General features: G+C 70.3%; 26 protein-coding genes and 1 riboswitch. Of the genes, 21 read left to right on the plus strand and 5 right to left on the minus strand.

The features are described 5' to 3' along the window. Positions 1 to 28 precede the first annotated feature (28 nt). Genes ELI80_RS03055 through ELI80_RS03075 form a run of 5 tightly spaced genes read left to right on the plus strand, consistent with a single transcriptional unit; the run spans position 29 to position 5,296 of the window. On the plus strand, positions 29 to 1,639 hold the full coding sequence (locus ELI80_RS03055) for an ABC transporter substrate-binding protein (RefSeq protein WP_236641298.1): 1,611 nt from the start codon (positions 29 to 31) through the stop codon (positions 1,637 to 1,639). Between the two features lie 9 nt (positions 1,640 to 1,648). Continuing rightward, entirely contained in the window at positions 1,649 to 2,740 is a 1,092-nt protein-coding gene (locus ELI80_RS03060) for an ABC transporter permease (protein WP_136649518.1), read from the plus strand. Continuing rightward, positions 2,737 to 3,660 (plus strand): nickel transporter permease, encoded by a 924-nt coding sequence (nikC, locus tag ELI80_RS03065; RefSeq protein ID WP_136649519.1) that lies wholly within the window; start codon positions 2,737 to 2,739, stop codon positions 3,658 to 3,660. The genes ELI80_RS03060 and nikC overlap by 4 nt, the downstream gene beginning before the upstream one ends. Then, positions 3,657 to 4,520: an ABC transporter ATP-binding protein gene (locus tag ELI80_RS03070; protein ID WP_136649520.1), complete on the plus strand. Its 864-nt coding sequence runs from the start codon at positions 3,657 to 3,659 to the stop codon at positions 4,518 to 4,520. The genes nikC and ELI80_RS03070 overlap by 4 nt, the downstream gene beginning before the upstream one ends. Then, positions 4,517 to 5,296: an ABC transporter ATP-binding protein gene (locus ELI80_RS03075; RefSeq protein ID WP_136649521.1), complete on the plus strand. Its 780-nt coding sequence runs from the start codon at positions 4,517 to 4,519 to the stop codon at positions 5,294 to 5,296. Before ELI80_RS03070 ends, ELI80_RS03075 begins: the two co-directional genes overlap by 4 nt. A 61-nt stretch (positions 5,297 to 5,357) precedes the next feature. Here the strand turns inward: ELI80_RS03075 and ELI80_RS03080 are convergent, their stop codons facing one another. After that, positions 5,358 to 5,831, minus strand: a complete 474-nt coding sequence (locus ELI80_RS03080; protein ID WP_136649522.1) for an Lrp/AsnC family transcriptional regulator — start codon at positions 5,829 to 5,831, stop codon at positions 5,358 to 5,360. Positions 5,832 to 6,050: 219 nt separating this feature from the next. Between ELI80_RS03080 and ELI80_RS03085 the strand changes: the two genes are divergently transcribed. From ELI80_RS03085 to cls, 6 genes are all read left to right on the plus strand, one after another. Further along, complete coding sequence (locus ELI80_RS03085; RefSeq protein WP_136649523.1) at positions 6,051 to 6,503, plus strand: Rrf2 family transcriptional regulator; 453 nt, start codon at positions 6,051 to 6,053, stop codon at positions 6,501 to 6,503. 429 nt (positions 6,504 to 6,932) lie between these two features. Then, positions 6,933 to 7,889 carry a sulfate ABC transporter substrate-binding protein gene (locus ELI80_RS03090; RefSeq protein WP_201740543.1) on the plus strand — a complete coding sequence of 319 codons (957 nt, stop codon included), beginning with the start codon at positions 6,933 to 6,935 and terminating at the stop codon, positions 7,887 to 7,889. A 19-nt stretch (positions 7,890 to 7,908) separates the two neighbouring features. After that, positions 7,909 to 8,745 carry a sulfate ABC transporter permease subunit CysT gene (gene cysT / locus ELI80_RS03095; RefSeq protein WP_136649524.1) on the plus strand — a complete coding sequence of 279 codons (837 nt, stop codon included), beginning with the start codon at positions 7,909 to 7,911 and terminating at the stop codon, positions 8,743 to 8,745. Then, positions 8,738 to 9,637 (plus strand): sulfate ABC transporter permease subunit CysW, encoded by a 900-nt coding sequence (gene cysW / locus ELI80_RS03100; RefSeq protein WP_136649525.1) that lies wholly within the window; start codon positions 8,738 to 8,740, stop codon positions 9,635 to 9,637. The genes cysT and cysW overlap by 8 nt, the downstream gene beginning before the upstream one ends. A 22-nt stretch (positions 9,638 to 9,659) precedes the next feature. After that, a complete protein-coding gene (locus ELI80_RS03105; protein ID WP_136649526.1) occupies positions 9,660 to 10,379 on the plus strand; it encodes a sulfate/molybdate ABC transporter ATP-binding protein in 720 nt (239 codons plus the stop codon). Between the two features lie 305 nt (positions 10,380 to 10,684). Further along, positions 10,685 to 12,121 carry a cardiolipin synthase gene (cls, locus tag ELI80_RS03110; protein WP_236641307.1) on the plus strand — a complete coding sequence of 479 codons (1,437 nt, stop codon included), beginning with the start codon at positions 10,685 to 10,687 and terminating at the stop codon, positions 12,119 to 12,121. Here the strand turns inward: cls and ELI80_RS03115 are convergent. Together ELI80_RS03115 and ELI80_RS03120 are read right to left on the minus strand one after the other, a co-directional pair. Beyond that, positions 12,107 to 13,123 carry an MBL fold metallo-hydrolase gene (locus ELI80_RS03115; RefSeq protein WP_201740535.1) on the minus strand — a complete coding sequence of 339 codons (1,017 nt, stop codon included), beginning with the start codon at positions 13,121 to 13,123 and terminating at the stop codon, positions 12,107 to 12,109. The genes cls and ELI80_RS03115 overlap by 15 nt on opposite strands. Before the next feature lie 15 nt (positions 13,124 to 13,138). Continuing rightward, a complete protein-coding gene (locus tag ELI80_RS03120; RefSeq protein WP_201740536.1) occupies positions 13,139 to 13,702 on the minus strand; it encodes an HdeD family acid-resistance protein in 564 nt (187 codons plus the stop codon). Positions 13,703 to 13,857: 155 nt separating this feature from the next. Beyond that, positions 13,858 to 13,962, plus strand: a riboswitch (TPP riboswitch). Positions 13,963 to 14,016: 54 nt separating this feature from the next. Here ELI80_RS03120 and thiD point away from each other — a divergent pair. From thiD to ELI80_RS03170, 10 genes are all read left to right on the plus strand, one after another. Continuing rightward, complete coding sequence (gene thiD, locus ELI80_RS03125) at positions 14,017 to 14,811, plus strand: bifunctional hydroxymethylpyrimidine kinase/phosphomethylpyrimidine kinase (protein ID WP_136649530.1); 795 nt, start codon at positions 14,017 to 14,019, stop codon at positions 14,809 to 14,811. Then, the gene (locus ELI80_RS03130; protein ID WP_136649531.1) at positions 14,808 to 15,785 is read left to right on the plus strand and encodes an FAD-dependent oxidoreductase; all 978 of its coding nucleotides are present in this window, start codon (positions 14,808 to 14,810) and stop codon (positions 15,783 to 15,785) included. The genes thiD and ELI80_RS03130 overlap by 4 nt, the downstream gene beginning before the upstream one ends. Continuing rightward, the gene (gene thiS / locus ELI80_RS03135; RefSeq protein WP_136649532.1) at positions 15,763 to 15,960 is read left to right on the plus strand and encodes a sulfur carrier protein ThiS; all 198 of its coding nucleotides are present in this window, start codon (positions 15,763 to 15,765) and stop codon (positions 15,958 to 15,960) included. Before ELI80_RS03130 ends, thiS begins: the two co-directional genes overlap by 23 nt. A 1-nt stretch (position 15,961) precedes the next feature. Next, complete coding sequence (locus tag ELI80_RS03140) at positions 15,962 to 16,726, plus strand: thiazole synthase (protein WP_136649533.1); 765 nt, start codon at positions 15,962 to 15,964, stop codon at positions 16,724 to 16,726. Then, a complete protein-coding gene (locus ELI80_RS03145; RefSeq protein WP_136649534.1) occupies positions 16,723 to 17,343 on the plus strand; it encodes a thiamine phosphate synthase in 621 nt (206 codons plus the stop codon). The genes ELI80_RS03140 and ELI80_RS03145 overlap by 4 nt, the downstream gene beginning before the upstream one ends. Positions 17,344 to 17,423: 80 nt before the next feature. Then, on the plus strand, positions 17,424 to 18,392 hold the full coding sequence (locus ELI80_RS03150) for a HesA/MoeB/ThiF family protein (protein ID WP_136649535.1): 969 nt from the start codon (positions 17,424 to 17,426) through the stop codon (positions 18,390 to 18,392). Beyond that, entirely contained in the window at positions 18,389 to 19,327 is a 939-nt protein-coding gene (locus ELI80_RS03155) for an ABC transporter substrate-binding protein (RefSeq protein WP_136649536.1), read from the plus strand. Before ELI80_RS03150 ends, ELI80_RS03155 begins: the two co-directional genes overlap by 4 nt. Next, entirely contained in the window at positions 19,324 to 19,998 is a 675-nt protein-coding gene (gene tenA / locus ELI80_RS03160) for a thiaminase II (protein WP_136649537.1), read from the plus strand. Before ELI80_RS03155 ends, tenA begins: the two co-directional genes overlap by 4 nt. Continuing rightward, the gene (locus ELI80_RS03165; RefSeq protein WP_136649538.1) at positions 19,995 to 20,678 is read left to right on the plus strand and encodes an ABC transporter ATP-binding protein; all 684 of its coding nucleotides are present in this window, start codon (positions 19,995 to 19,997) and stop codon (positions 20,676 to 20,678) included. The genes tenA and ELI80_RS03165 overlap by 4 nt, the downstream gene beginning before the upstream one ends. Further along, a complete protein-coding gene (locus ELI80_RS03170) occupies positions 20,675 to 21,403 on the plus strand; it encodes an ABC transporter permease (RefSeq protein WP_136649539.1) in 729 nt (242 codons plus the stop codon). Before ELI80_RS03165 ends, ELI80_RS03170 begins: the two co-directional genes overlap by 4 nt. 3 nt (positions 21,404 to 21,406) lie before the next feature. Here ELI80_RS03170 and ELI80_RS03175 read toward each other — a convergent pair whose 3' ends face one another. Beyond that, entirely contained in the window at positions 21,407 to 22,612 is a 1,206-nt protein-coding gene (locus ELI80_RS03175; RefSeq protein WP_136649540.1) for an NAD(P)/FAD-dependent oxidoreductase, read from the minus strand. 206 nt (positions 22,613 to 22,818) lie between these two features. Beyond that, positions 22,819 to 23,571, minus strand: coding sequence for a DeoR/GlpR family DNA-binding transcription regulator (locus ELI80_RS03180; RefSeq protein WP_136649541.1), 753 nt, complete (start codon positions 23,569 to 23,571; stop codon positions 22,819 to 22,821). Between the last annotated feature and the right edge of the window lie 20 nt (positions 23,572 to 23,591).

The following is a 23,591-nucleotide window of genomic DNA, read 5'->3' on the forward strand; positions in this document are numbered from 1 at the left end:
CGGCTGCTGACAGACAAGAGGTTCTCACGTGTTCAATCTTCGCACCCCCATCCTTGCCGGCTCGCTGCTGCTGGGCACCGCGCTCGCCGGATCGATGGCGCTGGCCGCCACGCCCCCCGACACGCTGGTCATCGCCACCTCGATCGACGACATGCTGTCGATGGATCCGGCGCAGAGCTTCGAAATCTCGGGCGGCGACCAGATCAACAACGTCTACGAGACGCTGGTGGACGTGGACCCGGTGAGCCTGCAGCCGATCCCGGGCCTCGCCAGCGAATGGTCGGTGTCCGAGGACGGCCGGACCTTCACCTTCAAGATGCAGGAAGGCCGCAAGTTCGCGTCGGGCAACCCCGTCCGCGCGCAGGACGCCGCCTGGTCGCTGCAGCGCGTGGTCAAGCTGGACCTGACGCCCGCGTTCATCATCACGCAGTTCGGCCTGACCAAGGAGAATGTCGACCAGAACGTGCGGGCCACCGACGACATGACGCTGGTGATCCAGACGGACCGCCCCTTCGCGCCGACCTTCCTGACCAACGCGCTGACCGCATCGGCGGGCTCGGTCGTGGACATGGAAACGGTCATGCAGCACGCCGAGGGCGAGGACCTCGGCAACAAGTGGCTCAGCCAGAACTCGGCCGGGTCCGGCGCCTACACGCTGCGGTCGTGGACCCCGAACGAGGCCATCATCCTCGAGGCGAACCCGAACTGGGACCGCGCCGCCGACCTGCAGATGAAGCGCGTCTTCGTGCGCCACGTGGCCGAACCCGCGACCCAGCGCCTGCTTCTGGAACAGGGCGACGTGGACATGGTCCGCAACCTGACCCCCACCGATATCGAGGCGATCTCGAACGTCGAGGGGCTGAAGGTGCAGGACAGCCTGCGCGGCCTGATCTACTATCTCGGCGCCAACCAGAACAACGAGATCCTGAAGAACCCGAAGGTGGTCGAGGCGATCAAGTACCTCGTGGACTACGAGGGGCTGACGAACACGCTGCTGAAGGGCCGCGACGTGGTCCACCAGTCGTTCCTGCCCCAAGGGTTCCTGGGCGAGATCAAGGACAATCCCTACAAGCTCGACGTGGAAAAGGCCAAGGCGCTGCTGGCCGAGGCCGGCTATCCCGACGGCTTCCCGATCGAGTTCCTGATGCGCAACGAGCAGGAGCGGATCGACATCGGGCAGGCGCTGCAGGGCACCATGGCGCAGGCCGGCATCACCCTGAACCTGCGCCCGGTCGTGGGGTCCGAGGCGCTGGAAATCTACCGCGCCCGCAACCACGAGCTGACGCTGCAGACCTGGGGCACCGACTATCCTGACCCGCACACCAACGCGTCGGTCTTTGCCTCGAACCCCGACAACTCGGCCGACGCGAAGCTGGTCGGCAATCTCGCGTGGCGCAACGCCTATGCCGCGGCCGAGACGACGCCGATGGTCGAGGCGGCGGTGGTCGAACAGGATGAGGCCAAGCGCCGCGCCATGTACGAGGAGATGCAGCGGGTCGCGCAGGCGACCTCGCCGCTGATCCCGCTGTTCCAGCAGATCGAGCAGACGGCGATGCAGGCGAACGTCAACGGCTTCCAGGCCGGCGGCGCGGTCGAGTCCGCCTATTACTGGCCGGTCACCAAGGCTGCGGCGCAGTAATCCCGGCCGATGACCTCAGCCAACATCGAAGATCCGCGCGGGCCGGGCCGCGCGCGGATCCCGTCGTCCCGAGGCCTGTCACGCGCGGCAAGGCGCGTCGCCAGCTTCGTCTTCTCGCTTGCCGTCACGCTGTTCGGGCTGCTGCTGGTGACGTTCCTGATCGCCCGCGTGGTGCCGCTCGACCCGGTGCTGGCGGTCGTGGGCGACCGCGCGACGCAGGCCCAGTACGAGGCGGCGCGGGTCGAGCTCGGCCTCGACCGGCCCCTGCCCGAGCAGTTCGTCCGCTACGTGGGCGACGTGCTGACGGGCGACCTGGGCACCGCGAACCTCACCGGGCAGCCGGTGCTGAGGGACATCCAGCGCACCTTCCCCAACACGCTCGAGCTTGCGACCTTCGCCACGATCCTGGGGATCGTGCTGGGCATCCCCGGCGGCGTGGTCGGCGCGGTTTTTCAGGGCAGGTGGCCCGACCAGGTGATCCGCGTCGTGGGCCTTCTGGGTTATTCCATGCCGGTGTTCTGGCTGGGGCTGGTCGCGCTTCTCATCTTCTACGGCATCCTCGGCTGGGCGCCGGGGCCCGGGCGGCTGGACGTGACGCAGCAGTTCACCTACGAGTTCGACGTCACGCGCTACACCGGATCGGTCATCCTCGACAGCGCGCTGTCGGGCGCGTGGGACGTGTTCCGCAACGCCGTCGCGCACCTGATCCTGCCGGCCGCGGTGCTGGGCTATTTCTCGATGGCCTACATCTCGCGCATGACGCGGTCGTTCATGCTGGAACAGCTGGGGCAGGAATACATCACCGCCGCCCGCGTGAAGGGCGTTCCCGAATGGCGCGTGATCTGGGTCCACGCGCTCGGCAACGCGATGGTGCCGCTGATCACCGTGATCGTGCTGTCCTACGCCTCGCTGCTGGAAGGATCGGTGCTTACAGAAACGGTGTTCGCGTGGCCCGGCCTCGGGCTTTACGTGACGCAGGCGCTGTTCGCGGCCGACTTCAACGCCGTCCTCGGCGGCACGCTGGTGATCGGGGCGATGTTCATCGTGCTGAACCTGCTGTCGGACATCCTGTACGCCATCGTCGATCCGAGGGCGCGATGAGCGGCGCGCCAACCCCGGCGGGCCTGCGCGCGTGGCTCGACACGGACACCCCGCAGTCGCGCCTGCAGGCGCGCAGCATCTCGGCGTGGAACGCGTGGCGGACGCTGTCGTCGAACGCGCTCGCGATGGTGGGGCTGGGGATCATCGTCGTGCTGATCCTCATGGCCATCTTCGCGCCGGTGATCGCGACGCACGCGCCCAACGCGCAGAACCTCGCCGGCCGGCTGAACCCGCCGGGGTGGGAGGGGCACATCCTCGGCACGGACGAGCTGGGGCGCGACATCTTCTCGCGCATCGTCCACGGCGCGCGGGTGACGCTGTACATCGTCGCGCTGGTGGCGGTGACGGCGCCGGTGTTCGGGCTGATCATCGGCACGGTCGCGGGCACGCTGGGCGGCTGGACGGACCGCATCCTGATGCGGATCACCGACATCTTCCTGGCCTTTCCGCGGCTGATCCTCGCGCTCGCGTTCGTGGCGGCGCTGGGACCGGGGATCGTGAACGCGGTCCTCGCGATCGCCCTGACCGCGTGGCCCGCCTATGCCCGCGTGGCCCGGGCCGAGACGCTGACGGTGCGCCGGTCCGACTACATCGCGGCGGCGCGGCTGCAGGGGGCGTCGACGCTTCGGATCATCACCGGCCACATCATGCCGATGTGCCTGTCGTCCGTCGTGGTGCGGGTGACACTGGACATGGCGGGGATCATCCTGACCGCGGCGGGCCTGGGCTTCCTGGGGCTCGGCGCGCAGCCGCCGCTGGCGGAATGGGGCGCGATGATCTCGACCGGGCGGCAGTATCTCCTGTCGCACTGGTGGGTGGCTACCGTCCCCGGCATCGCGATCCTGCTGGTCAGCCTCGGCTTCAACCTTCTGGGCGACGCGCTGCGCGACGTCCTCGACCCGCGGGCGGCATCGAAATGACCCACGCGCCGGAACGGGTGAAAGGCGAAACGCTGCTGTCGGTCCGCGACCTGTCGGTGACGTTCGACACCCGCCGCGGCCCATTCCAGGCCGTGCGCGGCACGTCGTTCGACGTGGGCCGCGAGCGGGTGGGGATCGTAGGTGAATCCGGGTCGGGCAAGTCGATGACGGGCCGCGCTATACTCGGCCTCGTCCGCCCGCCCGGGCGGGTCACGGCCAGCCGCCTGACCTTCGACGGGATCGACCTGCGCGCCCTGCCCGACCGGCAGATGCGCAGGATCCGCGGCCAGCGCGTGTCGATGGTGATGCAGGACCCGCGCTATTCGCTGAACCCGGTGATGACCGTGGGCCGCCAGATCGCCGAGGCGCTGCGCGTCCACGGCCGCCCCTCGCGCGAGGAAATCCGCCGCCGATCGCTCGACATGCTGACCGAGGTGCAGATCCGCGACCCCGAGCGCGTGCTGAAGGCCTATCCGCACGAGCTGTCGGGCGGCATGGGCCAGCGCGTCATGATCGCGATGATGCTGGTCACTGAACCCGAACTGCTGATCGCGGACGAGCCGACCAGCGCGCTTGACGTGACGGTGCAACTGGACGTGCTGCGGATTCTCGACGATCTCGTGCGCCGCCGCGGCATGGGGCTGATCTTCATCAGCCACGACCTGCGGCTGGTCTCGACCTTCTGCGACCGGGTGCTGGTGATGTATCGTGGCCGCATCGTCGAGGAGATCGAGGCGCGCCGCCTGCACGAGGCGAGGCACCCCTATACGCAGGGGCTGCTGAACTGCCTGCCCCGGATCGGCGGCGGCCACGGCGACCTGCCGACGCTGCAACGCCAGGAAGCCTGGAACGACGCATGACCAACGCACCCGCCCCCCGGATCGAGGTCCAGGACCTCACCGTCGTCTTCGGCGAGGACGAGCGCCGCGTCGTCGCGGTCGATGCCGTATCGTTCCGGGTCGAGCCGGGGTCGTCTTTCGGGCTGGTGGGCGAGTCGGGATCGGGGAAATCCACGGTGCTCCGCGCGATCTGCGGCCTCGCGCCGGTCGCGGGCGGGCGGATCCTGATCGACGGAAAGCCCCTGACCCTGCGGCGCGACAAGGCGTTCACGCGGCAGGTGCAGATGGTTTTCCAGGACCCCTACGGCTCGCTCCACCCCCGCCACACCATCGACCGCATCCTGTCGGAGCCGCTGGCGATCCACGGGTTCCGCGACCGCGACAGGCGGATCACGCGGGCGCTGTCGGACGTTGGGCTGGACCCGGCCTTCCGCTTCCGCCTGCCGCACCAGCTGTCGGGCGGCCAGCGCCAGCGGGTGGCGATCGCCCGGGCGCTGATCCTGGAGCCGACGATCCTGCTGCTGGACGAACCCACCAGCGCGCTCGACGCCTCGATTCAGGCGGAGATCCTGAACCTGCTGTCGCGGCTGCGGCGCGAGAGGAACCTGACCTACCTGTTCGTCAGCCACGATCTCGCCGTGATCGACCACATGTGCGACCGGCTGCTGGTCATGAAGGGCGGGCAGGCGGTCGAGGAACTGGCCGAGGGCGCGCTGTCGCACCGGCAGGTGGAAAGCGACTACACCCGTGCGCTGATGAAGGCGAGCGAAGGCTTCGTGCGCCCGGACGCCGCGTAAGCGCGAGCCGGTGCCGGCATCCGCGTCGCCCGCGGATGGCCCCGGCGGCACGGACCCTCGCTCACCTGTTGCGGGTGTCCACCGGATAGGCGGTGGTGAACTTGATCCGCTCCATCACGAAATGCGAGGTCAGGTTCTTGATCGGAACCGCGTCGGTCAGCCGCTTGTAGAGCGCGTCGAACGACGCCATGTCCGCGACCGCGACCCGCAGCAGGTAGTCCATCTCGCCGGCCATGCGATGCACCTCGAGGATCTCGGGAATGACGGAGGTGGCCTCGGCGAAGGCCTGCCGCCACGCGGCGGAATGATCCATTGCCTCGATCCCCACGAACACCGTCAGGCCGAAGCCCAGCCGGGCCGGATCGGCAATCGCCACGCGGCCGGTCAGCACGCCGGTTTCCTGCAGTTTCTGGATCCGCTTCCAGCACGGCGTCTGCGACAGGCCGACCTTGTCCGCGATCTGGGCGACGGGGATCGTCGCATCGCGCATGAGTTCCGCCACGATCTTGCGATCGATGAGATCGAGTGCGTCCATCGGCGTCCCCAGTCCTGCTGCTGCGGCGGGCCAGGCTGCCCGCGTGCTTCGGGCCGAACATGACAGAGGCCGGCCGATTGTCTATGGTCAGGATCGTGTATTTCCCCGTGCCGGAACAACGTGATTCCAGTCGGTTGAGCCGACGCGCACGCACCCTGCGCGCATGGCCCCGCCGATCCGGTCCTTGATCCGCCCCGACCCGTCTGCTTAGGTCGCGCCATGATCACCCAGAAGATGAAGTATGCGCTGAAGGCCCTGCTGGCGCTGGCGGACGAAGCGGCACGAGACCAGCCCCGGGCGCTCACGATCGAGGAGATCGCGGCCCGATCGGGTGCGCCCAAGCGGTTTCTGGAGCACATCCTGCTCGACGTGCGGAACGCCGGGGTGATCGCGTCGATGCGCGGCCGGTCGGGCGGCTACCGGCTGGCCAAGAACCCGTCCGAGGTGTCGATCTCGGACCTGCTGCGCCGCATTGACGGGCCGATCGCGCCCCTGCCCTGCCTGTCGCGCAGCGCCTACCAGCGCTGCGAGGACTGCACCGACGAGGCGACGTGCCGCATCCGCCGCACCTTCGGCGAAGTGTTCTGGAGCTACCTGCTGATCATCGAGTCCCTCACGCTTGAAGACATGCTGCGCTCGGACGCCTGCGTCGAGCAGATCTTCGGGACCTGAGGCTTCTCCGGCCGGGCGCCGTCTTCGGCAGCGTGTGCGGCCGCCGTTCCGGCGCGTGAAGGATCGCCGGAGAACAAACTTCCAAAATCACGATGAACTTCGACGAGATTTCTTCCTTGTCATAGACGACCCGCTCTGTCGTAATTACCTCGACCGGACGTGATGGACGCCGGGCCGACAGGGAGATCCCGGATGACCGCCCGGATGATGCGCCAGCAACCGCTTACCATCATGGGCATGGGGCCGCTGATGCCCCGCATGATGCCGAAAGACGAACCTTTCACCGCCCCCGGTGGGGCCACGGCACGACAGGAGATTTCCATGCCGACCACCAACACCCCTGCCGCCCGCGCCGCCGCGCAGGGCGCCGCCCGGCGCGCCGGATGGCCGGTGCCGCGCTTTCTCACGGGCGCGCTGTCGGCGCTCGCCATGGGGGCCGTGGTTCTTGGTGCCGCCGAGATCCGCGCCGAGACGCTGCTGAACGTCAGTTACGACCCGACGCGCGAGCTCTACCGCGAGTTCAACGAGGCCTTCGCGAAGCACTGGACCGACCAGGGCCACCCCGCCCCGCAGATCGAGACCAGCCACGGCGGCTCCGGCAGCCAGGCGCGGGCGGTGATCGACGGGCTGGCCGCGCAGGTCGTCACGCTTGCTCTCGCCAGCGACATCGACAGGATCGCCGAAGCCGGCAAGCTGCCCGCCGACTGGCAGTCGAAGCTGCCGCACAACTCATCGCCCTATACCTCGACGATCGTGTTCCTGGTGCGCGAGGGCAACCCCAAGGGCATACTGGACTGGGGCGACCTCGTGAACGACGGCGTGCAGGTCATCACGCCGAACCCCAAGACATCGGGCGGGGCTCGCTGGAACTACCTCGCCGCGTGGGCCTGGGCCGAGAAGAACGGGCAGGATCCGAGGGAGTTCGTGGGCAAGCTGTACAGGAACGTGCCGGTGCTGGATTCAGGCGCCCGGGGCGCCACCACGACCTTCGCGCAGCGAGGGATCGGCGACGTGCTGCTGGCATGGGAGAACGAGGCGTATCTGGCGCTGAAGGAACTGGGCGAGGATCAGTTCGACATCGTCGCGCCGTCCGTGTCGATCCGCGCCGAGCCGCCGGTCGCGCTGGTCGAGGGCAACGTCAGGACGCCGGAATCGCGGGAACTGGCGCAGGCCTACCTCGACTACCTCTACGCGCCCGAAGGGCAGGCGCTCGCCTTCAAGCACTTCTACCGCGCCTGGGACGCCTCGGCCGCGAACCCCGAGGACGTGGCCCGCTTCCCGGAACTGGATCTCGTCGGGATCGAGGACTTCGGCGGCTGGGCCAGGGTGCAGCCCGAGCACTTCGGCGACGGCGGCATCTTCGACCAGATCTACGTCCCGAAGTGAGCAGAGGCGGCGCAAAGCGATGGGCAAGCCCCTGATCCACAGATCCCCGATGCCGGGCCTCGGCCTGTCGATGGGGATCACCCTCACGATGCTTTCGATCGTCGTGCTGCTGCCGATCGGCGCGCTGCTCGCCAAGGGTGCGAGCTTCGGCATCGGCAACATCTGGGATACCGTGAACCGTGACCGCGTGTGGGCCGCGCTGTTCCTGTCGTTCCGCCTGTCGCTGTTCGCGGCGCTGTTCAACCTGGTGTTCGGCGTGCTGCTGGCCTGGGTGCTGGTGCGCTACCGCTTCCCCGGCCGCCGCATCCTCGACGCCGCGGTCGACCTGCCCTTCGCGCTGCCCACCGCCGTCGCAGGCATCGCCCTGACCGCGCTTCATGCCCCGAACGGGGCGTTCGGCTCGATCTTGGGGCAACTCGGCTGGCGCGTCGCCTACACGCAATGGGGCATCCTGATCGCGCTGATCTTCGTCGGCCTGCCCTTCGTCACCCGCACCGTGCAGCCGGTCGTCGAGGAAATCGAGCGCGAGGTCGAGGAAGCCTCCGCCACCCTCGGCGCGAGCCGCTTTCATACTTTGCGGCATGTCGTCCTGCCGATGCTGGCGCCCGCGGCGCTGACGGGCTTCGCGCTCGCGCTCGCCCGCGCGGTCGGCGAATACGGGTCGGTCATCTTCATCGCGGGAAACATCCCGCTGGTGACGGAGATCGCGCCGCTGCTGATCGTGATCCAGCTGGAGGAATTCAACTACGACGCCGCCGCTTCGATCGGCATCGCCATGCTGCTCATCAGCTTCGCGCTTCTGCTTGTCATCAACCTGATCCAGGTCTGGAGCCGCCGGAGAATCGGTCATGTCTGACGCATCCGCCCTTGCCCGCGCAGCCGCGCCGGACGCGCCCCGCGCCCGCGCCTTCCGCGCCGCCACCGACGAATCCCCGCTCGTGCGGTGGATCCTTGTCGCCGTGGCCGTGACGGGTCTTCTGGTCCTCGTCGGCGCGCCGCTGTTCGTGGTCTTCTCCGAGGCGCTGGCCCAGGGCTGGTCGGCGGCGGCGAAGAGCCTGAGCAACCGGGACGCCCGCTCCGCGATCCGGCTGACGCTGACGATCGCCGCCATCGCCGTGCCGCTGAACGCGATCTTCGGGATCGCGGCGGCGTGGTTCATCACCAAGTTCGATTTCCGCGGCAAGGCGGTCCTCATCACGCTGATCGACCTGCCCTTCTCGGTCAGCCCGGTCGTCGCGGGTCTCTGCATCGTCCTGATGTTCGGGGCGAACTCCGCCATCGGCGGCTGGCTGGTGGCGCACGACCTGCCCATCGTCTTCGCCCTGCCCGGCATCGTCCTTGCCACGCTGTTCGTGACCTTCCCCTTCGTCGCGCGCGAGCTGATCCCGGTGATGATCGAACAGGGCCGGGCAGAGGAGGAAGCGGCGCTTACGCTCGGCGCGTCCGGCTGGCGCATCTTCCGCACCGTGACGCTGCCCAACATCCGCTGGGCGCTGTTCTACGGCGTCCTGCTGTCGAACGCCCGCGCCATGGGCGAGTTCGGGGCCGTAGCGGTCGTGTCCGGCAAGATCCGCGGCCAGACCGCGACCATGCCGATCACGATCGAGATGCTCTACAACGAATACCTGTCCGTCGCCGCGTTCAGCATGGCGGCGGAGCTGACGCTGCTCGCGCTCGTCACCCTTCTGCTGAAGGCCGCGCTGGAAATGCGCCACGCCGACCAGCTTGCCGCCTTCCGCCGCCACTGACCCGGCCATGAGGAGCCCGATCATGCATATCGAGATCGACGAAATCGCCAAGGCCTTCGGCGCCACCACCGCGCTGCACCCGGTGTCGCTGGCCATCCCCTCGGGGGCGCTGGTGGGGCTGCTGGGTCCGTCCGGGTCCGGCAAGACGACGCTGCTCCGGATCCTCGGCGGCCTCGAGTACCCCTCCTCGGGGCGGGTGCTGTTCGACGGCAGGGACGCGACCGGCCTTACCGTGCAGGAACGCCGCGCGGGCTTCGTGTTCCAGTCCTACGCGCTGTTCCGGCACATGACGGTGTTCGACAACATCGCCTACGGGCTGAACGCGCGCCCGCGCGCCAGCCGCCCGCCCGGGGCCGAGATCGCGCGCCGCGTGACGAAGCTGCTCGACCTGATCCAGCTGCCCGAGATCGGCAGGCGCTACCCGAGCCAGCTTTCGGGCGGCCAGCGGCAGCGGGTGGCGCTCGCCCGCGCGCTCGCGATCGAGCCGCGGATGCTGCTGCTGGACGAGCCGTTCGGCGCCCTTGACGCCAAGGTGCGCAAGGAACTGCGGCAGGGCCTGCGCCACATCCACGACGAGACTGGCCTGACGACGGTATTCGTCACCCACGACCAGGACGAAGCGATGGAGCTGGCCGACCTCGTCGTGGTGATGTCGATGGGGCGGATCGAACAGATCGGCAAACCCGCCGACATCCGCGCATGCCCTGCGACCGCGTTCGTGCGCGACTTCATCACCGCCTGACGACCAACGCCCGGTCACGCCCCGGCCTGCCCGGCGGCGGACGTCGTCGCGCCGCAGCTTCGAAGGGTTTTCCGCGTCTACACACCGCGGCGACCCGCACCAACGCGATGTCCACGCGGTCGAGGCCCGACGCCGCAGCGGGATCACACCCTGACCCGGCGCGTCCGGAACCTCTATCCGGCAAGCCGCAAGCCCGACCCCGCACGTTCCCGCAGGCTTCCATCTCCGCCCGGAACTCTGCCTGCCTGATTACCGTTCCGCGTCAATGGCCTGCGTGCGGGATGAAGGGGATGCTGCCGGTGAGCATGGGAAGCCTGTTGTCGTACGCCTTCGCGGCCTACCTCGTCGTCACCGGCATCTTCATCATCGCCGAGAACCGGCGTCCCAGCGCCACCTTCGCGTGGATGATGCTGTTTGCGCTTCTGCCCGGCGCAGGCGTGGTGGTGTACCTGCTGTTCGGGCGCAAGGTCTTCGGCCAGACCAGGCGGCTCGCCCAGCAGGATCTCACCAACCGTCTGAAGCCGGTGCTTGAACGGCTGGAACCGGAACACCGCGCCGCGATGGAAGCGCTCGCCCGGGAGGGAGAGCACGACGCGCTGATCGCGCAGCTGATCGCCAGCACCTCCCTGTCCCATGTCTCGACCGGCAACCGGGTCGAGCTTCTGCGGAACGCCGATGCGGCTTATCCGGCGCTGTTCGAGGACCTCAAGCGGGCGCGCCATTCCATCCACCTGCAGTACTTCAGCTGGGGATCGGACGAACTCTGCGAAGGGCTGAAGGACGTGCTGGCGCAGAAGGTCGCCGAGGGCGTGACGGTCCGCATCCTCTACGACCCGCTGGGCTCGCTCACCATGCTGAAGCGGTCCTACCTGCGAGAGATGCGGGCGGCGGGGATCATGATGCGGCCCCTGTCGAAACTGTGGCGCATCCACACGATCAGCTATCGCAACCACCGCAAGATCGCCGTGATCGACGGGCTCGTGGGCCATACCGGCGGGCTGAACATCGGCGGCGAGCACCTGGAGCCGCCGCCCGGCTTCGACCTGTGGCGCGATACCAACGTGCGGATCGAAGGCACCGCCGTGTCGCTGCTGCAGGCCGTCTTCGTCACCGACTGGCGCAACGCCACGGACGAGGACATCCTGACCCTCGACCTGTTCCCGGAACCGCCCGCCGATCTCGCGGGTGCCCGCCTGCCCGTGCAGATGGCGCTGTCGGGGCCGGATTCGCGCTGGGCGTCGATCCGGCAGCTTTATTTCGCAATGATCACCAACGCGCGCGAGCGGATCTGCATCCAGTCCCCGTTCTTCATCCTGGACGACACGATCGCCGAGGCGCTCAAGACCGCGGCGCTGCAGGGGGTCGATGTACGCATCATGATCAGCGAACGGGGAACCGGGCAGTTCCTGCCCTACTGGGCCGCGAACACCTACCTGAAGGACGTGGCGCGGTCCGGGGCGAAGATTCTGCTTTACCGGACGGGCTACCTTCACGCCAAGATTGCCGCCATGGACGGGCGCGTGTGCACCATCGGGTCCGCGAACATCGACATCCGCAGCTTCAGCATCAACTACGAACTGAACGCTGTGTTCTACGACGAGGCGCTGACCCGCGCGGTCGAGGCGGATTTCGACCGTGACGCGCTTGAATGCGTGGAATTCACGGCGCGGGACTATGCCGCGCGCAAGCCGTGGCTGAGGTTCCGCGACTCGCTGGCGAGGCTTCTGTCACCCCTCCTGTGACGGGCCGCCGCTGCCCGGCCAGTCGAGCTCGACCGGCTGCCCCGGCATGAGCGGGCGGAACAGGTCGCGCGGAAGCCCGCGCGCGTCGAGCACGCGGTCGAGTTCCGCCGGGGGCGCCTCGCGCGGCTCGTAGGTCATCTGGAACGTGCCCCAGTGATGGCCGAAGGCACGCCGGGCGCCGCAATCCAGCATGATCTGGACGGCCTCGGCGGGATCGACGTGCTGGTGCTGCATGAACCAGCGCGGCTCGTAGGCGCCGATGGGCAGCAGCGCCGCGTCGGGCGAGCCGTAGCGTTCGCGGATCCGGGGAAAGATGCTTCCGTCGCCGTAGCCGGTGTCGCCGACGTGGTAGAGAACGCCACCCTCCGCGCCGGTGATGACGAACGAACACCAGAGCGTCATGCCCCGGTCGTTGACGCCGCGGCCGGACCAGTGGAACGACGGCTCGAAGTGCAGCGTCAGGCGGTCGGACAGCGACGTGCGGTCGCCCCAGTCATGGGTTTCCACCCGCAACGCGGGATCGTGCCGGCGCAGGATCGTGTCGTTGCCGAGCGGCGCGATGATCCGCGCCCCGTGTTCGCGGGCGATCCGCAGGATCGCCGGCACGTCCATGTGGTCGTAGTGGTTGTGGGTGATCAGCACCGCGTCGATCGGGGGCAGGTCGTCGATCCGTATCCCCGGCGGCTGAGCACGCTTCGGGCCGGTGTTCGGGACCGGCCCGAGACGGGGGGCGTAGACCGGATCGATCAGCAGGTTCGACCCGTCCACCTGCACCAGCACGCTCGCATGCCCGATGGGTCCGATGCGAAGATGCCGGACCCGCCGCGGCGGCACGTCGAACTTCGCGGGCGGCGTCACCACCGGCCAGAACCGCGCCGCCTTGACCGTGTTCATCCACGCGAGCTGCAGGAGCGAGTTCTTCGGCGGCTCGACGGGCGCATGGAAGCGCTGCCCGTCGAAGTGGTCGCTCACCGGCCCCTGGTAGAAGCGGTTCCTCGGCACGATCTCGCCTGCCCCTCAGCGGTGATCGCCGAGGCCGATCCCGAAGAATAGCCACGCGAGCCCCTGCGCGAGCAGGTCGGCCGCCAGCACCACCCCGAGCATCCACAGGCTGTTCAGCGGCCACTGGCCGATCACGACGATCCCGGCGACCACGCTGAGAATGCCGGTGCCGATGACCCAGACCCAGCCCTTCCGGTGCCTTTCGCGAAGCGCCACAATGACCCGAAGGACGCCGGACACCAGCAGCGCGATGCCCAGCATGAGCGTGAGGACGGTCGATGCGAGCAGCGGGTTCATCAGCGTGAACACGCCCGCCACCGCGTAGATCGCCGCCCCCAGCACGAGAAGCGCGGTCCGCCCCCAGCCGCGCACGCGGAACGCCAGCACGACCTGCGCGACGGCGCCGACGATCATCGCCAGACCGATGTAGTAGATCGAGGCCACGCTCGCCAGGAACAGGTTCGCGAAGGCGATGATCCCGAGGATCGTCAGGGCGATGCCCAGCGCGATAAACCATCCGCGATGGGCGCGCAGTTCCCCGGCGACCTCGCGGACGGGTGAGATGCGGGTGCTGACCATGGCCATTCTCCGGCGCTGCGGAATCGTTGCGGGGACACCTGTCCGCCGGTCAACCGCCGGGACGGCGTTGTCGTTCCACCCCCTGCCGCGGTCCCGCTGCGGGGGCGGCCGCGATACTGCGCTTGCCCTCACGGAATGCGCCGTTATAGTGGCCCGAACGCTCGTTGGGGCGCCCCGCGCGGGGCTGAGATGTGCCAGGCACAGCACCCATCGAACCTGATCCGGGTCATGCCGGCGAAGGGAACGGGCAATGTCGCGGCTGACCGCGGGCATTCCTTTCCCTCGACCGCGTGGCCCCCTGACGTGGGGACGACATGGCCATTGCGCTGACCATCGCGGGATCCGACAGCGGCGGCGGGGCCGGCATCCAGGCCGACCTCAAGTCGTTCTCGGCGCTGGGGATCTATGGCGCGAGCGTCCTGACCGCGATCACCGCCCAGAACACCCGCGCCGTGACGATGGTCGAGGCGGTGTCCCCCGCCATGATCCGGGCGCAGCTGGACGCGGTGCTGGACGACCTCGACGTGCGCGCGGTCAAGATCGGGATGCTGGGCACGGTCGATGCGACGCTCGCGGTGGCCGGGGCGCTGGCTGGCCGCGGGATGCCGGTCGTGCTTGACCCCGTGATGGTCGCGAAATCCGGCGACGCGCTGATCGACGAGCCCGCGATCGCGGGCTTGCGCGAACATCTTCTGCCGCTTGCCACGGTGCTGACGCCGAACCTGCCCGAGGCGGCCCTGTTGCTGGGCACCGACCTTGCGACCGACGCGGCCGGCACCCTGCAACAGGGCCGCGCGCTGGCGGCCCTAGGGCCGGAATGGGTGTTGATGAAGGGCGGCCATGCCGAAGGAGCGACCTGCGTGGACCGGCTGGTCGGGCCCGAGCCGCGGGACTTCGCCGCCCCGCGCCTTGCCACCCGCAACACCCACGGCACCGGCTGCTCGCTGTCGGCCGCCATCGCCGCCGGGCTGGCGCGCGGCCTGTCCGTCCCGAGGGCCGTGGCCGAGGCGCACGACTGGCTGCAGGGCGCCATCGCCGCCGCCGACAGCCTGCGCGTCGGATCGGGCCTCGGTCCGGTCCACCATTTCCACCGCTGGTGGCAGCCATGACGGGCCATGTCGTCCTGGGCGCCGGCGTGGCAGGCCTGGCCGTGGCGACCGAGCTTGCGGCCCGCGGCATCCCGGTCGCCCTCGTCGATCGGGCGGGCGGCCCCGGCACCCATGGCTGTTCCTGGTGGGCGGGCGGGATGCTCGCCCCCTGGTGCGAGTTCGAGAACGCCGAGGAGCCGGTGCTGCGCCACGGGCAGGCCGCGATCGGCTGGTGGGACCGGCACGCGGGCGGCGTCGCCCGCAACGGCACGCTGGTCGTGACCCCAGCCCGCGACCGCCGCGAGCTCGACCGCTTCGCCCGCCGCACGGAAGGCTTCGACCAGATCGGCGCCGACCGCATCGCAGAGCTGGAGCCCGACCTTGCCGGGCGGTTCGACCGCGCGCTGTTCTTCCCCGACGAGGCGCATCTCGATCCCCGCCGCGCCATGGGCGCGCTGCGCGACCGGCTCGCGGCGAAGGGCGTGGCGGTGCAGGCGGAAGCCGCCGCCGCGACGATCGACTGCCGCGGCCTTGCCGCCCGCGACATCCTTCCCGACCTCCGCGGCGTGCGGGGCGAGATGCTGGTCCTTCGCTGCCCCGACGTGACGCTGTCACGCCCCGTCCGCCTGCTGCACCCGCGCGTCCCGATCTACCTCGTCCCGCGCGGGGACGGCCTCTACATGCTCGGCGCGACGATGATCGAAAGCGACCGGCGGGGCGTCGTGACCGCGCGCTCGGTGCTGGAACTGCTCAGCGCGGCCTTCGCGCTGCACCCGGCCTTCGGCGAGGCCGAGATCGTCGAAATGGGCGCCGATGCCCGCCCGGCCTTTCCCGACAACCTGCCCCGGATCGGGCGTGCCGGCGGGCGGATCTACGCCAACGGGCTTTACCGCCACGGCTACCTGCTGGCGCCCGCGCTCGCGGTGCAGGTGGCCGACCACATCGAAAACGGAACCAAACCGGAGTTCTGGCATGAAGCTGACAATCAACGGTGAGCCGCGCGACGTCGATGCCGCGACCGTGGCAGAGGCGCTGGCGGCGCTCGGCATGGCCGACGCCCGGGTCGCGACCGCGCTGAACGGCAACTTCGTCGCGGCGACCTTGCGCGGGGCGGCGCGCCTGTCGCCCGGCGACGCGCTGGAAATCGTCGCGCCGATGCAGGGGGGCTGAGATGCCGGTCTTCTACGGAACCGAGGTCGCGTCGCCCCTGATGCTGGGCACCGCGCAGTACCCGAGCCCGGCGATCCTGGCCGAGGCCTTCCGCGCGTCGGGCGCGGGGATCGCAACCGTCAGCCTGCGCCGCGAGGCGGGCGGCGGTCAGGACTTCCTGCGGCTGGTCGAAAGCCTGGGCGCGAGGCTGCTGCCCAACACCGCCGGGTGCCACAGCGCGCGCGAGGCGGTCACGACCGCGCAGATGGCGCGCGAACTTCTCGGCACCGACTGGATCAAGCTTGAGGTGATCGGCCACGCCGACCTGCTCGCGCCCGACGTGTTCCAGCTGGTCGAGGCAGCGCGGACGCTTTCCGCCGACGGCTTCAAGGTGTTCCCCTACTGCACCGAGGACCTGTCGGTCTGCGAACGCCTGCTCGATGCGGGCTGCGAGGTGCTGATGCCCTGGGGCGCGCCGATCGGGTCCGGTCTCGGGCTTGGCAACCCGCACGGGCTTCGCGCGCTCAGGGCGGCGTTCCCGGACGTGCCGCTGGTGGTGGACGCAGGCATCGGCCTGCCGAGCCACGCGGCCGCGGCGATGGAGATGGGGTTCGACGCGGTCCTGCTGAACACCGCCGTGGCCCGTGCAGGCGACCCGGTTGCGATGGCGCGCGCGATGGCGCAGGCCGTCGAGGCAGGGCGCGCCGCGCACGGGGCCGACCCGATGGAACCGCGCGAGATGGCGGTCCCGTCCACCCCCGTCATCGGTAAGGCGTTTCTCGCATGACCGGCCCCGGCGCATCGCGGGCGGCGCTGCCGCGCTTCTACCCGGTCTTCGACAGCGCGGCCTGGGTCCGGCGCGCGGTGGCGGTCGGCGTCCGCATGGTGCAGATCCGGCTGAAGGGCATGGCCGAGGCCGCGCTGCGGGCCGAAATCGCGGCCGCCCGCGACGCCGCGCGCGCGGGCGGCGCGATCCTCGTCGTGAACGACCATTGGCGGATCGCCATCGACCTCGGCTGCGACTGGCTGCATCTGGGGCAGGAGGATCTGGACGAAGCAGACCTGCCCGCGATTGCGCGCGCGGGGCTGCGGCTGGGCGTTTCGACCCACGACGACGCGGAACTGGACCGGGCGCTGTCGGTCGGACCCGATTACGTGGCGCTGGGGCCGGTCTATCCGACGATCCTGAAGAAGATGCCGTGGGCGCCGCAGGGGCTGGACCGCGTGACAGGCTGGAAGCGGCGCGTGGGCGACGTACCCCTTGTCGCCATCGGCGGGATGAGCGTGGAACGCGCGCCGGGGGCCTTCGCGGCGGGTGCGGACATCGTGTCTGCGGTGACGGACATCACGCTGCACGCCGACCCGGACGCGCGCATGCGCGAGTGGCTGCGGGTGGCGGGATGAGCGGGGGTTCGTCAGCGGCCACGCAGGCCGGGGACCTTGCCCAGCCATCGACGGGGTCGGAACCCCACCGGTCCGGCGGGATGCGCCAGACGGAAGATGCCCGCCACGCGCGGCAGGTCGTGCTGCCGGAGGTCGGACCCGGCGGCCAGGCGCGGCTGTCGCGGGCGCGGGTGCTGGTGGTGGGCGCGGGCGGCCTCGGGTCGCCGGCCATCATGTATCTGGCCGGGGCGGGCATCGGGTCGCTGACCCTCGTCGATCCCGATGTGGCAGAGGTGTCGAACCTGCACCGCCAGCCGATCCACGCGGGCCGCGTGGGGCTGTCGAAGGCTGCCTCGGCGGCGGCGTTCGTGGCGGCGCTCGACCCGTCCGTGACGGTGAGCGTGCGCGAGGAGGTGCTGACGCCCGCGAACGCCGGTGCGCTGGTCGGCGGCGCCGACGTGGTGCTGGACTGCGCTGACAGCTTCGCGGCCAGCTACATTTTGTCGGACGCCTGCCTTGCCGCCGGTGTGCCGCTCGTCTCGGCCTCGGCCCTGGCGCTCGAAGGATATTGCGGCGGCTTCTGCGGCGGCGCGCCCAGCCTGCGGGCGGTGTTTCCCGACCTGCCTGCCCGCGCGGCGACCTGCGCGACCGCGGGCGTCTTGGGGCCGGTCGTGGGCATGCTGGGCGCGATGCAGGCGCAGATGGTGCTTGCCGTGCTGTTGCAGCTTGAACCGTCGCCGCTGGGGCAGCTGGTCACGCTCGGGCCCGGCCTGCGCTGGGGCGGGTTCCGCTTCGACAACGCGGTCGAGCCGGCGACGGGCTGGCGCTTCATCGACGCGACGGACATCCATCCCGGCGACTTCGTGCTAGACCTGCGCGGCCCCGACGAGGCGCCGCTGCCCGTTCATCCCGACGCGCTGCGCGCCGATCCCACCTGCCCGCCGCTGCCGCCGCCGGGCGCGCGCGCCGTCCTCGCCTGCCGGTCCGGCCTGCGCGCGTGGCGCGCGGCCGACCTGCTTGCCCCCGACCACCCGAATATCGTCCTGATCGCCACCGGAGGAGACCGATGAAACACCTGCTGACCGCCGCCCTGATGACGCTGGCAACCCCCGCGCTTGCCGCCGACGACATGACCCTGATGCTCGACTGGTTCGTGAACCCCGACCACGCCCCGATCGTGCTGGCGCAGGAAAAGGGGTTCTTCGCCGACGAGAACCTGAAGGTCGAGATCGTGGCGCCAGCCGACCCGGCCGACCCGCCGAAGCTTGTCGCGGCCGGGCGCGCGGACCTGGCCGTCACCTACCAGCCCCAGCTGCACCTGCAGGTCCACGAAGGGCTGCCGCTGGTGCGCGTGGGCACGCTGGTCGGCACGCCGCTCAACTGCCTGATGGTCAAGGCCGACGGGCCGGTCAAGACGATCGCCGACCTGAAGGGCCGCAAGATCGGCTTTTCCGTCGCGGGCGTCGAACAGGCCGTGGTCGGCGCGTTGCTGTCCAGGGCGGGGCTGACGCAGGACGACGTGGAGATGGTGAACGTGAACTGGTCGCTCACGCCCGCGCTCCTGTCGGGCCAGGTCGATGCGACCATCGGCGGCTATCGCAACTTCGAGTTGACGCAGATGCGGCTGGCCGGGGGCGAGGGGCGCTGCTTCTTCGTCGAGGAAGAGGGCCTGCCTGCGTATGACGAGCTGATCTTCGCGGCCAACCGCGACCGGATGGACCCGGACCGGATCAACCGCTTCATGGCCGCGATTGAACGCGCGACGCAGTACATGCTGAACCACCCGGAGGACGCGCAGAAGGAATTCGCGGCCTACGCCCCCGACCTGTCGGACGAGTTGAACACGCAGGCATGGGCCGACACGTTCGGGCGCTTCGCCATTTCCCCGGCGGCGCTGGATCACGGGCGCTATGCGCGGTTCGAGACGTTCCTGAAGGACGCGGGGCTGATCGGCGAGGCGTGGCCGGTCGAGCGGCTGGCGATCGATCCGGGCGCCGCGCAATGACCGGCTACGGGCGCTGCTTCGCCGCCTGGCGGGACGATGCGGGCGCGGCGTGGGACGACTACGTCCGCCACGATTTCGTGCAGGGGATGGCCGACGGCACCCTGCCCCGGCAGGCGTTCCTGGCCTATCTCGTGCAGGACTACCGCTTCCTGATCCATTTCAGCCGCGCCTGGGCGCTCGGCGTGGTCAAGGCCGGCACGCTGGCCGAGATGCGGGCCTGCGTGGCGACGGTGGATGCGCTGCTGAACCACGAAACCTCGCTGCACGTGCGTGTGTGCGGTGATGCCGGCATCACCGCAGAGGCGCTGGAGGCGGCCGAGGAAGCGCCCGAGAACCTCGCCTACACGCGCTACGTGCTCGAGGCGGGCTACAGCGGCGACTTCCTCGACCTGCTGGCGGCGCTCGCGCCCTGCGTGCTGGGCTATGGCGAGATCGGCGCGCGGCTGGCGCGGGAAGCCGCGCCGGGCACACCCTATGCCGACTGGATCGCCACCTATGCGGGCGAGGACTACCAGCGGACCTGCCGGTCGGTCGGGGCGCTTCTCGACGCCGCCGTCGCCGGGCGGCTGGGCGACGCGCCGACGCTGCTGCCGCGCTGGGGCGAACTGTCGGCGCGGTTCCGCACCGCGACGCGGCTGGAAGCCGCGTTCTGGGGCCTCGGCCGCGCATGACCGCCGCCGCGCCACGGGTCCGGGGCGAGGCGCCGGGGCTGTTCGCGCCCCTTGACCTGCAGTTGGCGCCGGGGCGGATCACCTGCCTTCTGGGCGCGTCGGGGGTGGGCAAGTCGACGCTTCTGCGCCTGCTTGCGGGGCTTCCGACCGGGGTCAGCTTCCGGGGCCGCGTGGACACATGGCCCGCGGCGCTGATGGGGCAGGATCCGGGGCTGTTCCCGTGGCTGACCGTCGGACGCAACGTGGCGCTTGGCGCCCGGTTGAGGGGAGAGCGGGCCGATCCCGCGCGCACGCGGCACCTGATCGAGGCGGTGGGTCTTGCGGGGCTCGAGGATCGCCTGCCCGGCCAGCTTTCGGGCGGGCAGCGGCAGCGGGTCGCGCTTGCGCGGACGCTGGCCGAGGACCGCCCGCTCGTGCTGCTGGACGAGCCGTTCTCGGCGCTGGATGCGCGGCTGCGCCTGATGATCGGGGACATGGCGGCTCGGCTGCTTGACGGGCGTACCGTGCTGGTGGTGACGCACGACCCGGCCGAGGCCGCGCGGCTCGGCGACCGGATCGCGGTGATGACCCCGGCGGGGCTGGCCGACCACCCTGCCCCGCCGGGCCGCGTTCCCCGTCGCCACGACGCGGCCGACGTGCTGGCGGCGCAGGCCGCCCTGACCGGACGGCTGCTCGCATGAGGGCGCTTCTCGCCATCGCCGCCGCGCTGGTCCTGTGGGATGCGGCCGTGCGGATCACGGGGCTGCCACCCTATCTCCTGCCCGGTCCCGTGGCGGTGGCGCAGTCGCTGTGGGTCAACCGCGGCGAGATCTGGCCCGCGGCCTTGCTCACGGCCTACGAAACGCTGCTCGGGCTCGCCATCGGCGCGGGGCTCGGGATCGCGGTCGCGGCGGCGATGGCGGCATGGCCGCGGCTCGGCCGGGCGCTGTCGCCGGTGCTGGTCGTCAGCCAGACGATCCCGGTCTTCGCGCTCGCGCCGATCCTGACGCTGTGGCTGGGCTTCGGACTTGCCCCCAAGGTCGCGATCGTGGTGCTGATCGTGTTCGTGCCGGTGGCGCAGGCGCTGCATGACGGGCTGATGGCGCCGCCCACCGCGCAGCTGGACGTCGCGCGGACGATGGGCGCGGGGCGCTGGTCCGAGTTGCGCCACCTGCGGTTCCCGGCCGCGCTGCCGAGGCTTGCCTCGGGCCTGCGGCTGGGGGCGATCTATGCGCCGGTGGGGGCGGTCATCGGCGAATGGGTGGGCGGCGCGCGCGGGCTTGGCGCGCTGATGATCCAGGCGAACGGCCGGATGAAGACCGACCTGATGTTCGCGGCGCTGATTGTGGTCGTGGCGCTGTCGCTGACGATCTACGGGATCATCGACCGGCTGCTGGCGCGGGCGCTGGCGCGGCGCGGGTTCTGACGCCTACAGCAGCGCCTTCAGGTCCAGCGCCGGGTCGGACAGCTGCGCGGGCGCGGGCGAGCGCCCGGCCTCGATCAGGCGCTTGCCGACCATGTAGGCGCGCGGGTCGTTCATGGCGTCGATCGCCAGAAGCTCGGACCCGCGGAAGTACCAGTGCGACCGGGCCGGACCGGCGCCGGCCCGGACGGCGACGTGATCGTAGCCGGCGTTCAGCCCCGCGATCTGCAGCTTGACGTCGTACTGGTCCGACCAGAACCACGGCTGCGGGACATAGGGCCGCCCCACGCCCAGCATGTTCGCGGCCACCGCCTCGGCCTGGTCGATGGCGTTCTGCACGCTTTCCAGCCGGATCATCTCGCCCCGATAGGGAAGCCGGGTGCAGTCGCCCGCGGCCCAGATCGCCGGATCCCCGGTCCGCCCCTCGGCGTCCACCACGATCCCGCCGTCGCAGGCGAGCCCCGCCGACCGGGCGAGCGCGTCGTTCGGCGCGACCCCGATGCCGACGATCACGAAGTCCACCGCCAGATCGCGCCCGTCGCCCAGATGCGCGGCGATCGTCCCGCCCGGCAGGGCTTCCATCCCCAGAAGTCCCGTCGCTTCCAGCACCTCGACGCCGCGCCCGGCATGCAGCGCGCGGAAATAGTCCGACGTCTGCGGCGCCGCGACGCGCTGCAGGATGCGCGAGGTCGCCTCGACCAGCGTGACCCGCAGCCCGAGGGTCGAGGCGACCGCCGCCGCCTCGAGCCCGATATAGCCGCCGCCGACGATCAGGACACGGCCCCCCGCCTTGAACATGGGGGCCATGCGGTCCACGTCGGCGAGCGTGCGGACCAGGTGGACGCCGGGCAGGTTGCCGCCCAGCGCCGCGGACAGCGCGCGGGGCGAGGCGCCGGTCGTCAGCGCAAGCTGGTCATAGGCGAGATCCCCATCCTCCAGCAGCAGCCGCGAGGCCGCGCGATCGATGCTTGCCACGCGCCGGCCCGTCACCACCAGGATGCCATGTTCGTCGTAGAAGCGCTGCGGGCGCAGCAGCAGCTGGTCCGCCGCCATGTCCTTCATCAGGTATTTCTTGGACAGGGGCGGGCGCTGGTAGGGCAGCACCGGCTCGTCGCCCACTAGCGTCACGCCGCCCTGGAAACCCAGGGTCCGCAGCTTCACCGCGAGGGACGACCCGGCCTGCCCGGCGCCCACGATCACGACATTGCTCATCGTCGGCCACGTCCTTTCATGGTTCCAGGTTTGGCCGTGCCGCGCGGCGGTCAAGGCGCGAAGCCCGCCGCCGCCCCGCGCGTCCGGGATGACGCGCACGCTAGCCGGTCGGCGCGACCCGCTCAAGAACTGGTTGATAATGCTGGCGCCTGCCCCGGCCGCGGCGACCGGGCCGGCCGGCGCTTCATCCCGTGGTTGCGCGCCGTTCAGGCCACGACCACCCTCGTGCCGCTGTCGGCGCACAGGGAAGCGAGCGGGCCGGGCAGCGGCTGGTCGATGAAGACCGCGTCGAGTTCCGCCAGCGAGACGACGCGGATCGGCGCGCGCTGTTCCAGCTTCGCCACGTCGGTGACCAGCCAGCGTTCGCGCGCCTGCCGCAGGATCGCGCGGCTCACCCGGACCTCGGCCATGTCGAAGTCGAGGATGTCGCCGTCGCCGTCCAGCGCCGAGCAGCCGATGATCGCGAAGTCGGCCTTGAAGTTGGCCATGAACTCGCTGGTGAGGTCCCCCACCAGCCCGCCGTCCGACCGGCGCAGCTGCCCCCCCGCGACGACGACGTCGCAGCTTTCGTTGGCGGCGAGGATGTTGGCGATGTTCATGTTGTTCGTCACGACCGTCAGGTGGCGATGACGAAGCAGCTCGCGCGCGACCGCCTCGGTGGTGGTGCCGATGTTGAGGATCAGCGAGCTGTTGTCGGGGATCTGCGCCGCGCAGGCGCGCCCGATCGCGGCCTTGGCATCCTCGTTCATGCGGCGGCGTTCGTCATAGGCGATGTTGGCCGCGCCGCTGCGAAGGACCGCCCCGCCGTGGACCCTGTCCAGCACGCCCTGGTCCGAAAGCTCGGCGAGATCGCGGCGGATCGTCTGCGGGGTGACGGCGAAACGCCCGGCCAGCTCCTCGACGCCGGCGCGGCCGGTGGCCCGCACGAGATCGAGAATCTGCATCTGCCGCATGTTCATGCTGCGCCCCCCGCCGCCGT

The sequence above is a fragment of the Paracoccus aeridis genome (assembly GCF_004923205.2).
GTDB classification, from domain to species: Bacteria; Pseudomonadota; Alphaproteobacteria; order Rhodobacterales; family Rhodobacteraceae; genus Paracoccus; species Paracoccus aeridis.